At 43.3% G+C, this 15,721-nt stretch carries 9 protein-coding genes and 1 pseudogene; 3 read left to right on the top strand and 7 right to left on the bottom strand.

Features of this window, described 5'->3' with window-relative positions; genetic code table 11:
* Positions 1–504: 504 nt before the first annotated feature.
* Positions 505–3,159, bottom strand: a complete 2,655-nt coding sequence (locus NXV01_RS05135; RefSeq protein WP_195649682.1) for a glycoside hydrolase family 78 protein — start codon at positions 3,157–3,159, stop codon at positions 505–507.
* A 193-nt stretch (positions 3,160–3,352) separates the two neighbouring features.
* On the opposite strand from NXV01_RS05135, the gene NXV01_RS05130 reads away from it, so the two are divergent.
* Positions 3,353–4,219, top strand: coding sequence for a DMT family transporter (locus tag NXV01_RS05130; RefSeq protein WP_259021847.1), 867 nt, complete (start codon positions 3,353–3,355; stop codon positions 4,217–4,219).
* Positions 4,220–4,258: 39 nt separating this feature from the next.
* On the opposite strand, the gene NXV01_RS05125 is transcribed toward NXV01_RS05130, so the two are convergent.
* The 5 genes and pseudogenes from NXV01_RS05125 to ruvB all read right to left on the bottom strand — a co-directional run bounded on the left by NXV01_RS05125 (position 4,259) and on the right by ruvB (position 11,152).
* A complete protein-coding gene (locus NXV01_RS05125; protein ID WP_259021846.1) occupies positions 4,259–6,400 on the bottom strand; it encodes a S46 family peptidase in 2,142 nt (713 codons plus the stop codon).
* Positions 6,401–6,419: 19 nt separating this feature from the next.
* Positions 6,420–7,776: pseudogene (locus tag NXV01_RS05120) on the bottom strand (TIGR00341 family protein).
* Between the two features lie 2 nt (positions 7,777–7,778).
* Positions 7,779–9,275 (bottom strand): oligosaccharide flippase family protein, encoded by a 1,497-nt coding sequence (locus NXV01_RS05115; protein WP_259021845.1) that lies wholly within the window; start codon positions 9,273–9,275, stop codon positions 7,779–7,781.
* A gap of 30 nt (positions 9,276–9,305) precedes the next feature.
* Positions 9,306–10,082 (bottom strand): dienelactone hydrolase family protein, encoded by a 777-nt coding sequence (locus NXV01_RS05110; RefSeq protein WP_195649677.1) that lies wholly within the window; start codon positions 10,080–10,082, stop codon positions 9,306–9,308.
* Between the two features lie 38 nt (positions 10,083–10,120).
* Entirely contained in the window at positions 10,121–11,152 is a 1,032-nt protein-coding gene (gene ruvB, locus NXV01_RS05105; RefSeq protein WP_148367853.1) for a Holliday junction branch migration DNA helicase RuvB, read from the bottom strand.
* A gap of 126 nt (positions 11,153–11,278) precedes the next feature.
* Here ruvB and NXV01_RS05100 point away from each other — a divergent pair, with 126 nt between their 5' ends.
* Positions 11,279–12,511 carry a nucleoside recognition domain-containing protein gene (locus NXV01_RS05100; RefSeq protein WP_259021843.1) on the top strand — a complete coding sequence of 411 codons (1,233 nt, stop codon included), beginning with the start codon at positions 11,279–11,281 and terminating at the stop codon, positions 12,509–12,511.
* Positions 12,512–12,527: 16 nt separating this feature from the next.
* Positions 12,528–12,947 carry an rRNA maturation RNase YbeY gene (gene ybeY, locus NXV01_RS05095; RefSeq protein ID WP_007762844.1) on the top strand — a complete coding sequence of 140 codons (420 nt, stop codon included), beginning with the start codon at positions 12,528–12,530 and terminating at the stop codon, positions 12,945–12,947.
* 159 nt (positions 12,948–13,106) lie between these two features.
* Here ybeY and NXV01_RS05090 read toward each other — a convergent pair whose 3' ends face one another.
* Positions 13,107–15,713, bottom strand: coding sequence for a zinc-dependent metalloprotease (locus NXV01_RS05090; protein WP_259021842.1), 2,607 nt, complete (start codon positions 15,711–15,713; stop codon positions 13,107–13,109).
* Positions 15,714–15,721 lie beyond the last annotated feature (8 nt).

Raw genomic sequence — 15,721 nt, 5'->3', positions numbered from 1 at the left:
AGCCATTTCCTGTGAATCAAAACCGGAGAGTACTAGTTTCACAGTTCTTCACAGCCTTCACTGTGAAATAAAACGATAGTCATGTATATGGATGACTGTAGTCAGCTATTCAGCCGACTACAGTTGTCTTACAGGTCAATTGCAGTCGGCTTATAAGACAACTATAGTCGACTATCTATTGATAAACGCTAAACAAATGAGAAAGAGACGACTTATCTGCATTAAGAAAGGACATTTTTATCGAAGAAGCATGACGTCAATGATATCGCTTGACAACATACAATATCGGGAAATTTGTATCCGGTGAAGAGTGTGAAGGGCTGTGAAAAAGCAAGCAGTGCTGTTCATTCACAGGAGATATCTGAAAATAAACGGTTTAGCATGATGTGAAAAAGGTGAATAGAAGAATAAGACTGAACATTGTACTTATCCGCATAATCTACATTACAGAAGATAAATCCCGGACCGATGTAAAGACATCGGTCCGGGATTTACTGTTTTCCATTAACGTTTTAGTTTCAATTCCAGTACATGTTCTCCCGCTTCTAGTTTTACTACACGTTCTCCCTCCACATTGTCGGGTGCATAAAAGGTAGCAGTGCTATTTGCAGGGACAGTTACCTGATAGACAATACGGTTCTTTTTACGTTCCCATTTTGAACAGATTTCACCATAAGGCGATTGATGTCTGGCTTCGAACTGATTTAGTCCACTGGGGAAATTAGGGCGAAGGAGGATATGTTTGAATCCGGGATTTTCGGGGTCAGGGAAGATTCCGCCCAATCCTTTATAAAACCACCCGCCAATTTCACCAAACATCATATGATTGTCTGAAATGTCGCGCGTTGCATTCAAATCCCAGTTCTCCAGCAAGGTGGTAGCCCCATTGGCAATCCAACAGCCCCATGATGGATAAGTATCTTGTACGGCTAATTTATAAGCCGTTTCGGCTTCACCGTTCTCACTCAACGCATTCAAGATAGCTTTTGCTCCCAACACACCTACATCCAAATGAAAACCGGCTGCCTCTACCTGTTTTGCAAGATTCCTGGCCACTTTCCTCTTCAGTTCTTCGGGAACAATGCCCCATTGCAAGGGAACGCTCTGTTCTGTCTGGACTCCGCTACCATAAATACCCGTTTCTCTATTCAAGAATTTATCATTAATCGCATTCTTTATCTTGTCGGCAAGGGCAGAATAATACTCGTAATCTTCCGTTTTATTAAACATCTTTGCGGCATTGGCAAGTATCTTGGTATCCACGTAGAAATAGACAGAAGAAGTCAGTTCCTTGGAAGAATGGGATTTAACAGGCACCCAGTCTCCTCTTCCCCACGAGGTTAATCCGGTTGGACTAGTACGATCCACATAGTCTACATACCGTTTGATGTTCTCATAACAGTCCGCCAATAGTTTACTATCACCGTAAAACATATAAATATTCCATGGAATGATGGCGATGGTACTCGTCCAGTCCAGCCCATTATCCGTGCCATATCCCCAGCCTCCTGTAGGGATAATGTCAGGTAATACGCCATTGGGCTGTTGCTCGTCTCTGTGGTCGGCAAGCCATTTCTCGTAGACAGTGATACCGTCATAATTGTACAATGCCGTTTCAATAGCAAAGTGACCGTCGCCCGTCCATCCGTTTTTCTCACGCTGGGGACAGTCGGTAGGATAACCCATTAAGTTGGATAAATAGGCATTATTCGTAGCCCACCAAAGACGGTTGATAAGTGCATTCGAAGTATGAATCGTCCCTTTCTGCGGAACATCACTATGCACAAAGTAGGCAGTCAGACTATTTTCATTCAGTACAATGGGGTTATTGCTTGTTACTTCCACGTATCTGAAACCTTTATAATTGAATCGTGCCATAAACTCATCCTCTCCTTTCCCGCTCAAAACCAGCATATCCGTTTGGAAAGGATCGGAGTTGTCTACCGGGCGGTGATACACATCAATATTTGACGTATTCACTCGTCCGTTGTCATACAACCGCTCGCCATGTTTCAACCTCACGACAGTTCCTTCTTCTCCGGATACTTTGATGCGGGTGACACCTGCCATATTACGGGCAAAATCAAATACATACGTTGTGTCATTGAGCTTTTTCCATGTCTTTACAGGAATTGTTTCTACCGCACGGATCGGCTGCACTTGTTGAGACACTACATTTAGTGAAGGAACAGCCCTATATCCTACCCCACTCCATTGGGAATCATCAAAGTCCGCTGTGTTCCAACCTTTTTGCTCCAGGCGGGCGTCGTAATGTTCGGCTGTATAAATACTATTGAAGACTAATGCCCCCGATGAAGTTTTCCAGTCGCGCTCTGTAGAAACCACTTCAACGGAACCGTCTTCATACGTAATCCGCACATCCATACAGAAAGCAGGGCGGTTGCGCCACGGTGCACGGTGGAAATCCCACACAGCCATCGACTGATGATTATACCATCCATTACCCAGCAATACACCAATCGCATTCCGTCCCTTCTGTATTTGAGGGGTAACGTCATAAGTTACGTAGAAATTACGTCTGTCGAACCGGGTATATAGCGGGTCCAGTCTATGATTTCCTATTTTCTCGCCATTGATGTACAGTTCATACAAACCTGCCACGGCAATGTATGCCCTTGCTGACCGGACACTCTTCTTTGCATCAAACACTTTCCGGAAATAAGGTGCTGGTTGATAATTAATATCCCTGTTATCCCCAATCCAGGCGCCCTGCCAGTTCTCCATCCCCATCATTCCGGTTTCAAAACAATTGATATCCGAAGAAGATTGGATTCCATCCTGATCCCATACATTCACTTTCCAATAATACTTGGTGAATGGGGTGAGGCCCTCGCCCGAATAAGTAATTAGAATCTCTTCAGTATTCTTTTTGCCTGAATCCCAAGTATCTCCTTTTCCGGCAACAAGTTGAAGAGAGTCTTTACCCACCATGACTTGATAAGCTGTTTGTCGTGCCCCTCTCCGGGTATCATTCAACATCCATGATAACCGGGGAGCAGGATTATCCACTCCCAGAGGATTCACTAAATAATCGCAAGCCAAATTCACGGGTTTGCAATTGCCCGGTACCTGCACCTGCGAAAATGTTGTTTGCAACATTAAAAAGAGTAGCCCCGATACTAATGTCAATCGTTTCATTTTATTCAAAAATTAGTCTGTATTTTCTTTCCATCTCATAAAGAGCATATTGCGCGCTAATTTACGAAAAATATCGCATAGGGAAGTTATTTTGCTGCAATACTCTTACTTTATCAGTTTATAGGAAATGAATCGGAACGGTACACTTACCTCAAAAAAAGCTATATCTTTGCGACCCGAAATATACTTGACTATGAATAAAGTGAATGGTTTGCTATATGGGCTGCTTTCATCGGCCTCTTTTGGACTTATCCCTCTATTTACCATTCCTGCCATGCAAGCGGGAATGCAATTTGAATCGATACTTTTCTATCGGTTCCTGTTTGCCTGTCTGGCAATGGGAGGGATTTTATTGATGAACGGACAGTCATTTCGTATCAAACAACAGGACATTCCTTCGCTGTTTTTTCTTTCACTTCTTTATTTAATGTCCGCAGTATTCTTATTTTGGGGATATAAATTTATGGCCAGCGGAGTTGCCACCACTATTCATTTCATGTATCCGGTGCTTACCACGCTAATCATGATGCTCTTTTTTAAAGAAAAGAAGTCCGGCTGGCGGATCGCTGCCATTGCGTCCGCAGTAGCAGGAGTCTATTTCTTATCCGGCGGAAACACAGAAACGGGGGGCTTTTCTTTCATGGGTCTTTTCATTGTCCTGCTGTCGGCACTCGGATATGCGCTTTATCTCGTTACAATGAGCCAACTAAAGATCGGACAGATGAAAGGCTTACTGCTTACTTTCTACGTATTCCTTTTCGGGAGTATTCTTCTTTTTATCGGAACGGAATCTATCAGCCAACTTCAACCCATCAGCGAATGGCATATTGCCGGCAACTTGATCCTACTGGCCTTAATCCCCACCGTAGTTTCTAACCTCGCTTTAGTAAGAGCCGTAAAAAGCATCGGCTCCACACTCACTTCTGTATTGGGAGCCATGGAGCCGGTAACTGCTGTATGCGTTGGAATCTTTCTTTTCGGAGAAGCCTTCACCACAAGCATCGGTGTAGGCATTGCACTGATTATTGCCGCCGTGATCGTTATTATATTAAAACGATAAAAGAGAGGGGGAAAAATGCACTGCCCCCCATTACTTGATTTACCGGGCAATGTTCAACTCCTGAACAAGATTCCCCGCCTTACCGTATTTCTCCATAATAAAAAGCATATACCGCACGTCCACTCCGATACACCGCTGCAAATCAGGCTCGAATACGATATCGCTACTCATTGCTTCCCAGTTGCCATCGAAAGCCAACCCTAGCAATTCTCCTTTAGCATTGAACATGGCACTGCCGGAATTACCTCCTGTTATATCATTGTTGGAGATAAAGCAAACATTCATATCCCCCTGTTCATTGGCATATCTTCCGAAATCACCGGAGGAAAGCAGATTTAACAACTCCGGCTGGACAGCAAAGTCAATATCACCGGCATGTTCCTTCACTTTCTCAAAGATGCCTTTCACGGTTGTATAATAATCATAAGTAGCTCCATCAAAGGGAGTATATCCTCCAACCGTTCCGAAACTAAGTCGCATGGTGGAATTGGCATCCGGATAGAAATTACGTTCGGCATACATACGGCGCATGGCAGCATTGAATAAACGCTCCCCCTGCTCTATCTGCTCGGAAGCCTCGGAAATGCTCTGATTCATCTCATAATACTTCACGATCAGATCCAGACTCAAGGAAACAGCAGGATCCTCTATGAGATTGTACGTAGTATCTCGCTCCAGAAAGCGTTTCAAGCCCTTAGGAGACGTTATATTGGAAGTTGCATACAAAGAGTCTACATAGGCCTGAATATTCCCGTTGTAGAGCGTATCTATCTTCTCATACATAGCAGGCAGAAACTTTTTATCCACTTTCGACTGATACTCTTTAAGCATGGCAGCAAAAACCTCCTTATCAATGGAAAGATCGAGATTATCATATTTCTCCAGTAACTTCTTCATGCGGGTTATCACCAACTTCTCTTCCGCCTCAAAGTCGAAATTGAGAATTTCAAGAGCAAGCTGCACCAACTCGGGACCATTGATAAACGATTCACCGAAATAAGCCAACGCACGATTGGTTTCCCGACGATTACTATAACTCAACTCTAAAGAAGAGAATAAACGAATCAGTTTCTCTCTCTCTTCCGGATGAGACTGAATCCAGTTACGAAGCGCTGCTTCAGCCACCCGTTTCTTTTCCAACACTTTCAAATGCTTGATGGCTTTATTCGTTCCGATGCTATTTTTCCAATAATTGGAGCTTTCATCGTATTTTGAAGCATACTTAATGCGAATATCCGGACGCCGGTCCATCTCCCGTTTCCAGATGGTTTGTTTCACTCCCCGTACATCAATCATTGCCTGATTGATTCCATTCATCATCTCTTCGATACCATACGAGGAAAGGTAACGTTCCGTACTGCCCGGATAGCCAAGCGTCATGCAGAAAGAACCTTCTTTGTATCCATCCAAAGAAATAGGTGCTACATATTCGGGATGATAGGGGACGTTTTCAGGAGAATAATCCGCCGGACCATTCTTGGCATCAGCATAGATACGGAATACACTGAAATCACCCGTATGACGCGGCCACATCCAATTATCCGTATCCCATCCGAACTTCCCGACAGAAGAAGGAGGTGCAAAAACCAGACGGACATCGTTATAATCACGATAAACAGAAAGCCAGAATTCATTCCCTGCATAATAAGCATCTACAATGCCAGTCAATGTAGAATCCTTTTCAGAGACTTCCATACTGATTACATTCATAATCGAATCAACAACCACACGGCGCTCTGTTTCCGTTTTAGCATGCCGGGCGGCAGACAATACCCGTTTGGTAACGTCTTCCGTACGAAGCAGGAAACGAACATACAATTCCGGATTCGGCAATTCTTCCTCAAGACTACGTGCAAAGAATCCATCTTTCAGATAATCATGTTCCACTGAAGAATGTTGCTGAATACTGCTGAAACCACAATGATGATTGGTAAACACCAGACCGTCTTCGGAAACTACCACTCCCGAACAGAAACCTCCGAAGCTGACAACAGCATCTGCCAGACATGGCTTCTTCGGATTATATATTTTATTTACAGGCATCTGCAAACCAAGTTCTTTCATTACCCGGTCAGTCTGTTTATTCTTTCGGAGATTTCCCAACAGCCACATTCCCTCATCGGCAAACACATTCGACAGACAGAGAGAAAAGACTATCAAGACGGTTAGTCTGAACTTCATATTATTATTTTTAGATTCATTATTCTGTAATCAGCCTCAACTTCTTCGTTCCTACGCGGGCTTTCAACCATTCGCTGATTTTCTCTTTTTTCGGCAACAGACGGATGTCTGGCGAATTTAAGGACAGCCAATGTTACCGTATCCGTCTTCATCGAATCGACCCGCACTTCGAGCGAGTGAGCGATGGAAAGAGTAGTGATGGAAGGATAAAGCACCTTCAATTCGGGTACTAATGTACGACTCATAGCATCGTACGTTCTGTATTGCTCCAGTGTTGTCTCCAGTTGGGAAATTTTCACCGCCTGTTGTTGAAGCCGTTGCTCACTGTTTTTATAGAAGTCTTCCATGACCATGGCACGGATAGAAGATACATCTACCGCCTCATTGTTCATTCCCTGTAATACAATCAGTTTCGTATCTTCCAGCTTATACTCTTTCAACTTGCTACGGGCAATAGATATCGAAGCGTCAGGCACTTCAGGACCAATCAAGACAACCCGTACTTCTTTATGTTCATAGCTGATTTTCTTATCAAGTACCTGCGTATTCTCAAAGCTCAACTGATCGTTTATAAAACGATTGGCTGCTGCTTCATAGAAAGTGCTCTTTATAATTCCAAATGTCAGATAAACTGCAGGGCACATGGTAAGTACCACAATCAAAACAATGTATTTACGTACAGTCTTCTCACGGGTTTTATCCACAAATTCCTTTCGTTGGAAATGCATCACACGAACCCCGAGGAAAGTAGCGAGACTGATAAAAACAGAGTTGATGAAATAAAGATAAAAAGCTCCCAGGAAATAAATAAGATTGCCGGAAGCCAGTCCGTAACCTGCCGTACAAAGCGGCGGCATCAATGCGGTAGCAATGGCAACGCCCGGAATCACATTTCCTTTTTCCTTGGTAGAGAGAGCCACCACACCCGCCAAGCCACCAAAGAGTGCGATGAATACATCATAAATAGTGGGCGATGTGCGTGCCAGCAACTCTGACTGTGAACCGGCAATAGGAGCAAGAAGGAAAAAGATGGTTGCCGTCGTCACACTGAAAGCGGTCGTTATGAGAAAGCTCTTCAAAGAGCGTTTCATTAATTCAAAATCATTCAGTCCGACAGACAATCCTACTCCCATAATAGGTCCCATCAATGGAGAAATCAACATGGCACCGATAATAACGGCAGTGGAGTTCACATTCAATCCGAGTGATGCCATGAATATGGCAAAAATCAGAATCCATAAATTGGCACCCTTGAACTCTACCCCCTTACGGATAGAATCCACTGTAGCCAGTTCGTTATCCTTATCTTTCCTCAAGTCCAGATATTCTCCCAGAAAGGACTTGATAGCAAACTTATTACGTTCATCTGTCTTCATAGTTATTTCTTCTTTATAAATCGATTAATAACAGGAATCTGACTCAATGGTAAATCCTTCTTGATAATATAAGCTATAAATAGCAATAAGAGTACGGTACGGAAAGCGAGACGGAGCACTATATTAGGGATAGGAACCTGCTCTCCGATAACGTAGAGTACCGCTGCCAGCAGAACATAAAGTCCGAGGCTCTTCAAGTCATAACGAATCGGATATTCTTTCTGTCCTATCCAATAGGATAGCAACAAGATGACTGCATAGCCTGCAACAGAAGCCCATGCCGAAGCAAGATAACCGTAAACCGGCACAAACAGAATGTTCAATACGACAATAATAACACAACCAATCACCGAGAAGTAGGCTCCCCAATAGGTCTTATCCGTCAGTTTATACCAAAAGGAAAGGTTGAAATAGATCCCTTTACAGATCTCTGCAAGCATTACAATGGCTACTACCCCCAGGCCTTCCCAGTAACCTCTTGCCACCAGATAACGCAATAAGTCGAGATAAAACATGACAGCAAGGAAAGCCAGCAAGGAAAATATAAGAAAATACTTCATCGCAGCGGCATACATCTTCCGGTTGTCTCCTTCGCGGTCTTTGCCAAAGACAAACGGTTCGTAAGCATAACGGAAAGCTTGCGTAAACATTGCCATTACCATCGCAATCTTACTGGTTGCCGCATAGATACCCAATTGTACCAACCCCTCCTGCCGGTCTTCAAAAAGAAACGGATATATCATCTTATCCACAGTCTGGTTTAGAATACCTACCAAGCCTAAGATTAATACCGGGAAAGAATATACGACCATTCGTTTCAACAATACCCGGTCTAATTTATAAGCAAAACCTGTCAGTTCCGGGATGAAGAAGAACATCTGAACAACTGAGATAATCAGGTTGCTAATAAAGATATATCCCACTAAATAATCCGGATCATAAAACCAGGAGATAGTTGACGGACAATGTACATTCAGCCACGGGCACACCAGTAGGAAAAATAAATTCAAACCGATGCCACCAACGATAGAGAGCAGTTTGATAGCAGCAAACTTGATGGGCCGTTTTTTATACCGTAAATAAGCAAAAGGGATGCATTGGAAAGAGTCTAAAGCTACCACAACAGCCATCATCGCTATGAACTCCGGATGATCGCCATAATCCAGTAAATTGGAAATAGGTTGCAGGAATAACAGGCAAAGGAAAACAAAAATCAAAGATACCCCTCCTACCGATAACAAGGAGTTGGCATATACTTTCATCGGGTCTTCTCCCGATTTATTGGCAAAACGGAAGAATCCCGTTTCCATACCGAACGTAAGCAATACAAGCATCAGGGCTGTAAACGCATATACGTTTGATACCACTCCATAACCTCCGGTGGAAGCCGGCAATACCGCTGTGTACAAAGGCACCAGCATGTAGTTAAGGAACCGTCCGACAATACTACTCAACCCATAAATTGCAGTATCTTTAGCTAATGATTTTAGTCCAGCCATGTTTTATTATTGATTATCATTCAGATTGGCTCAACGTTGCCTCTTTTGTTTGAACAACCAATCCATAAATCCGGGATAATTGAAAGCCGGATTCCAGCTTCCATGATTACAACCGGGAAATTCAATATATTCCACATCTGCACCGGCAGCTTTCAGTGCTTTATACGCTTCACGAGAACCTTTCACCGGAACTACATCATCCGCATCTCCATGGAAGATACGAAACTTCACATCCTTGGCAACTGACAGCCGGCTCGGATTGACTGTACCGCAAATAGGAACTGCAGCTGCAAAAATCTCCGGATAACGCACTACTAAATCATACGTTCCCATCGCTCCCATTGAAAGACCGATAATATAAACCCGCTGTGTATCCACTTCGGGCATTACCAGATAAGAATCGAGCAACTGTTTAAGCGTTTGCAATATAGGACTGATCTCCTGTCCCACTGGCATTTCTGTAGGGATAAGCGACTTCGGACGTCCTGTATAAGCCCAGTAACCGTCTGTCGGACACTGTGGAATTAGAACGAAAGCGGGATACTTTTCTTGATTGACCGGATTAAGAAACATCTGTCCACCATGAGTCAACTGTTTCTCATTATCATTTCCCCGTTCGCCGGCTCCATGCAGAAACAGTACGAGCGGATACTTTTCACCGGGCTTCACCGATTCGGGATGAATCATCCGATAAGGTAAAGAGTCTCCTTCAGAAGAGACAAAAATATCCCTCCCATATTCCTGTTGAGCCGATAAAGAGAGGCTCAAAAAGAGAAAAACAAGTAAAGTAGTCCATTGCTTCATCATCCAACTACGCTTTATAAAGTTCTTTAATTCCGTTTTTATCAGTCATTAAACAGCGTTTTCTGGCTGTTATAAAGACTCCTTCCCAAATGTTTATAGGCAAGTTCAGTCACTTCACGTCCACGGGGAGTACGCTTCATGAATCCTTCTTTTATCAGGAAAGGTTCGTAAACTTCCTCAATGGTTCCCGCATCTTCTCCCAAAGCCGTAGCAATGGTAGTGATACCTACCGGGCCACCTTTAAACTTGTCTATAATAGTGCAAAGTATCTTGTTGTCTATCTCATCCAGACCGTATTTATCGATATTCAGTGCTTCCAATGCAAACTGGGCAATCTCCGTATCGATAGAGCCGGAGCCTTTCACCTGCGCAAAGTCACGTACCCGACGGAGCAAGGCATTGGCAATACGAGGCGTTCCGCGGCTACGGGAAGCAATCTCCGATGCCGCGCGTACCGAACAAGGCACATCCAGTATGGATGCAGAACGACGGATGATATTGCTCAAAACGTCGTCATCATAGTACTCCAAATGAAGATTAATGCCAAAACGTGCACGAAGCGGAGCTGTCAGCAAACCGCTACGGGTGGTTGCGCCAACCAGCGTGAAAGGATTTAAATCTATCTGGATACTGCGGGCCGAAGGTCCCTTATCAATCATAATATCGATGCGGTAATCTTCCATGGCCGAATAAAGATATTCCTCCACCACAGGCGACAACCGATGAATTTCATCGATAAAAAGTACATCATTCGGTTCGAGACTGGTTAACACTCCTGCCAGATCACCCGGTTTATCGAGTACCGGACCGGAAGTCACTTTAAAGCCAACTCCCAATTCGTTGGCGATAATATTCGAAAGAGTTGTTTTTCCTAATCCGGGAGGTCCGTGCAACAGCACATGGTCGAGTGCTTCGCCACGCAGACGTGCCGCCTTCACAAAAATGCGAAGGTTTTCCACCACCTTGTCCTGCCCGCTAAAGTCTTCAAAGCTTAACGGACGGAGTGCATTCTCGAAATCCCGTTCTTTTGAAGTAAGCTGATGTTCGCGTATGTTAAAATCTTCCTGTTCCATTTATTTCTTGAAAGTAGGAGACAAAGATAGAGATTTACATTCATTTTCAGTATAAGAAAGACGAAGATTTAGTTTATTTGAAACGTAATAACTACTTTTGCACTATCTATATACACGTTATCAACTATGGTTCTAAATTACATTTGGATAGGATTCTTCGTCATTGCCTTTATCATCGCTCTTATAAAAGTGATTTTTCTGGGAGATACGGAGATATTTACGGCTATCATGAACTCTACATTCGACTCCTCCAAAACGGCATTCGAGATATCACTGGGACTTACGGGTGTACTGGCTCTTTGGTTGGGTATCATGAAGATCGGAGAGAACAGCGGATTGATTAATACACTGGCGCGCTTTCTAAGTCCGGTGCTATGCCGTTTGTTTCCGGACATTCCTAAAGGACATCCGGTGTTGGGTTCCATCTTTATGAATATGTCCGCCAATATGCTCGGTTTGGACAATGCCGCCACTCCGCTGGGACTGAAAGCAATGAAAGAGCTGCAGGAACTAAATCCGAAAAAAGACACGGCTTCCAACCCGATGATTATGTTTTTGGTGATTAATACCTCCGGCCTCATCATTATTCCGATAAGTATCATGGTGTATCGTGCGCAAATGGGGGCTGCACAGCCTACGGATGTATTCATTCCTATTCTGATAAGTACTTTCATTTCGACTCTAGTAGGAGTCATAACAGTCAGCATCACTCAAAAGATAAACTTAATCAATAAGCCTATTCTCATTTTAATGGGCATTATCTGTCTTTTCTTTTCGGGATTGATTTATCTGTTTCTAAGTGTATCGCGGGAGGATATGGGTACTTATTCTACACTGATAGCGAATATTCTGCTGTTCAGTGTCATCATCCTGTTTATTTTAACGGGAGTCAGAAAGAAAATCAATGTATACGATTCTTTTGTGGAAGGAGCCAAAGAAGGATTTACGACGGCTGTACGCATCATTCCTTATCTGGTTGCTTTCTTGGTAGGAATTGCAGTGTTCCGCACTTCGGGAGCAATGGATTTTCTGGTGGGAGGTATCGGCTATATAGTAGGCCTATGTGGGGTTGACACGAGCTTTGTCGGGGCTTTACCTACTGCACTGATGAAATCACTTAGTGGCAGCGGCGCAAACGGCCTGATGATCGATACGATGAAAGAATTAGGACCGGATTCTTTTGTTGGGCGTATGAGCTGTGTTGTACGCGGAGCTTCAGATACTACATTCTACATTCTGGCCGTTTATTTCGGCAGTGTGGGAATCACCAAAACTCGTAATGCGGTAACCTGCGGCCTGATTGCAGACTTTTCGGGTATCATAGCCGCTATCTTAATCAGTTATTTATTTTTCTTTTAAATCATAACATTCAATTATGGCTGTAACTTATCAAACAGAAGGCGTAAAAATGCCTGATATCAAGAAACGTGAGACTACGGAATGGATAAAAGCCGTAGCAGCTTCTTACGGAAAAAGACTCGGTGAAATCGCTTATATCTTCTGCTCGGACGAAAAGATTCTGGAGGTAAACCGTCAATATCTGCAACATGACTACTACACGGATATCATTACTTTCGATTATTGTGAAGGCGATCGTTTATCAGGAGACTTATTCATTAGCCTGGACACAATACGCACTAATGCGGAGCAATTTGGCGCTTCTTATGACGACGAACTGCACCGTGTCATTATCCACGGGATTCTTCATCTCTGCGGTATTAACGATAAAGGACCCGGAGAACGGGAAATTATGGAAGCTGCGGAAAACAAAGCATTAGCTATGCGACAAGTGTAAGCAAGCCTCGATAGCAAACGATTTCAAAAAGTTTTCAATTTATTAAAACATACACTGTAACGTACACTATAACAAAGACGCCCCATCGTAATCACTACAGTGGGGCGCTTCATTAGCAATACGATGCTAACATTAAATTATTTAAGAGAGAGAAATTTATTATTTTATCTCTACCGCTTTGTTTATGCGATAGATTAAAAGATCATAATGTGAACGATCAGCCTCAGGCATAGTCGAAATACTCTTTTCCAACATCTCTTTCGTACGCATCAACAGATCAAAATAATATGCAGCAACTTTCGTCTGATTCGTATAAATAGGCGGAACAGATGAAAAACCACTTATTTCTTCAGGAGCCTGCAAAGAGCACAAATGATGCTCTACATTCTCTCCTTCACGTAAAGCCGTCAGATTAATTTCCGATTTCCGTGTATCTGCAAATGACGCCTTTGAAGCCTTAAAGCTACCAATAGGTGCAGTTACCGTAGAGGTGGCAATGATACTTTCCAGAAAAGCTGTCTGCAGAGCTTTCTCAACATTACCCAACGGACGATGTTTCAGAGTTCCTTCCCATACTACATTATAAATGTCATCCAAATATTCGGAAGCCGTATAAGCTGTTTCCGGGAAACGTTCCGTACACACTTCGATATAAGGCAAACGATTAAAGATATTCTTGAAAATATTCAAACGCATCATATCGGCCTTTTTATCAGCAATTGTAAAATCTGTAGCACGAGCCGTACTCTCTATCCAGTCCAGTTCTTTTGCCAGGCGAAGAACCCTATCCAATGCTGCCTTTTGCTTCTCGCGGTCTACCATCGAGTAACTCGGAATCACATCTTTTTCACGAATATCGTTAAGATAAATACCACCGACATACGAAAGAACCGCATATACACGACTGTTCAATCGATCACAAAGTGCTGAATATACCCGCTTCCGCATTGTCATATCCCTGTCTCCTTCTGAGAACCAAGTATAATAATTCTCACAACCGGTACGGATATTGGAAAGCATATAATCAAATGACTTCAAATGATCGTCTCCCAAACCGCCACGACTATTACGCGGATCCGAATCGAAACGGGGCTGACTACGTATATAAGCATAATGAGGATCTCCTGTGCGTTGACGAATCCAGCTATCCAACGTCACTTTCTCTTCTTGTAATGAAGAAGCATAAATAGGTTGGTACAGATATTTAATAACCAACTCATCATACGGTCCAGGGTTCGTATTAACTAAGCGTACTCCCTTCCGGACATCATCTGCCGTAGCTACATCATTAATCACTACCCCACCCATAACAGAAGAAGCCAAACCATACTTTTGTGTAAAGCTAGCAGAACGCAAAGAGTCTACCGGATAAGCAACAGAAGCTCCCCAGTTCGCAGAAAGTCCCAGCCCTGTTCCTACCGCCTGGGCAATAGCAGCCTGAATCAGCTCACCTTGTACCTCTTGTGGGAAAATGACAGTACGGACACGAGGATCGGTTGCTACAGTTGCCGCAATACGGTCTATATACTGTACACTGATCAGGTTTGCATTAATCAAAATAGAAGCATTCAAGATCTCACCGGTACGAGCATCAGAGTGAAGAGTTGTTTGTGCAGTATTCATCCATGAAGCAGAATAACGGATGGTCATGCAGTCCAAACTGTGTGCATTAAACAAAGTGTCATTTTCAGGAAACTCCTTCACACAAATCACATTCTTAAAACCAATCTTTTCAAAAGCTCTATTCCAAGATTCCGCTCCAGCTTTAACATAAGGATGCCATTTGACGGGTAGTAAGCTATCAATATAGAATACTAATTGTTTCTTCGGTTCCACCAGTTCACCCCGACGATAAGCAGCAGAATCCGAAGGCTCAATCCGCCAACGTTTTGCATAGCGTATATTCTTCACCTCTTGTCCAGCTCCGACAAAATCACTTTTCAACTGTGTGGTCAATCCAAGACGTGAATCAGCCAGGCGAGGAGTCATCGGCTCTTCGGGCAAAACGCATAACATTTTATTTACTACAGCCGTCAACGGAACATTCTCATACATGCTATAAGCTCCCATCAAGGTATGATTCACCTTATATGCCAATTCCTCACGAACGGTAATATTATCTCCGGAAGCAGAAACGCCTAAAATAGACGATTTATCAGATTCTAATGAGTGGTCGCGAGACACAAAACCATAATAGCCGTTAGCAGAAGTCGACGGAAAAGGTTTGGTAAAAGCCGAACCTTCCAAGAATAAGCTTTTCATATTCACCACAAGAGCCGAACTATCCGGCGTACACGCCAACACTTTAAAGCTCTTGAAGATGCCCGGATTATGTGAATTATTCAGCGCACGGGCGATATCAGAATCACCACTCGTATTGACAGGTTTGCTCAACAAAGGCATACGTGCCACGACTGTAGAATCGATCATCTCAAAACGCAGACGTACATCTGTTCCTCCCAACTGTCCCGGTGCACCTTCTCCCCCATCACTTGTATTCTCAATGGAAGATGTGAACAACAGCTCACGACCCAACATCGCAACCGGAAACTCCACATATATCTTGTCTTCCACCTTATGAATAGTCATCAACCCATGAGCTGTCTGTACTTTCTTATTCTTAAAAAGCTTCTGATAAGGTGTCAGTACTTCTTTCTTTTCCTCTTTTTTCTTCTTTTTAAAAGGCCATATCGCATTTCCGTCTTGTGGCAGGCAACACATAAAAAGAAGCAATAAACAAAGTATCTTACTATATCTATTTCTCATACTTCCTA

This window comes from Bacteroides sp. BFG-606, from assembly GCF_024788145.1.
In the GTDB taxonomy this organism is placed as follows: domain Bacteria; phylum Bacteroidota; class Bacteroidia; order Bacteroidales; family Bacteroidaceae; genus Bacteroides; species Bacteroides vicugnae.
This window is presented reverse-complemented; position numbering and strand designations above follow the sequence as displayed.

Bases quoted from the DNA above. Each gene is read 5' to 3' on its own strand.
- NXV01_RS05125 (WP_259021846.1), bottom strand. From the start codon at position 6,400: ATGAAGTTCAGACTAACCGTCTTGATAGTCTTTTCTCTCTGTCTGTCG.
- NXV01_RS05110 (WP_195649677.1), bottom strand. From the start codon at position 10,082: ATGATGAAGCAATGGACTACTTTACTTGTTTTTCTCTTTTTGAGCCTC.
- NXV01_RS05100 (WP_259021843.1), top strand. From the start codon at position 11,279: ATGGTTCTAAATTACATTTGGATAGGATTCTTCGTCATTGCCTTTATC.
- NXV01_RS05130 (WP_259021847.1), top strand. From the start codon at position 3,353: ATGAATAAAGTGAATGGTTTGCTATATGGGCTGCTTTCATCGGCCTCT.
- ruvB (WP_148367853.1), bottom strand. From the start codon at position 11,152: ATGGAACAGGAAGATTTTAACATACGCGAACATCAGCTTACTTCAAAA.
- ybeY (WP_007762844.1), top strand. From the start codon at position 12,528: ATGGCTGTAACTTATCAAACAGAAGGCGTAAAAATGCCTGATATCAAG.
- NXV01_RS05090 (WP_259021842.1), bottom strand. From the start codon at position 15,713: ATGAGAAATAGATATAGTAAGATACTTTGTTTATTGCTTCTTTTTATG.
- NXV01_RS05135 (WP_195649682.1), bottom strand. From the start codon at position 3,159: ATGAAACGATTGACATTAGTATCGGGGCTACTCTTTTTAATGTTGCAA.
- NXV01_RS05115 (WP_259021845.1), bottom strand. From the start codon at position 9,275: ATGGCTGGACTAAAATCATTAGCTAAAGATACTGCAATTTATGGGTTG.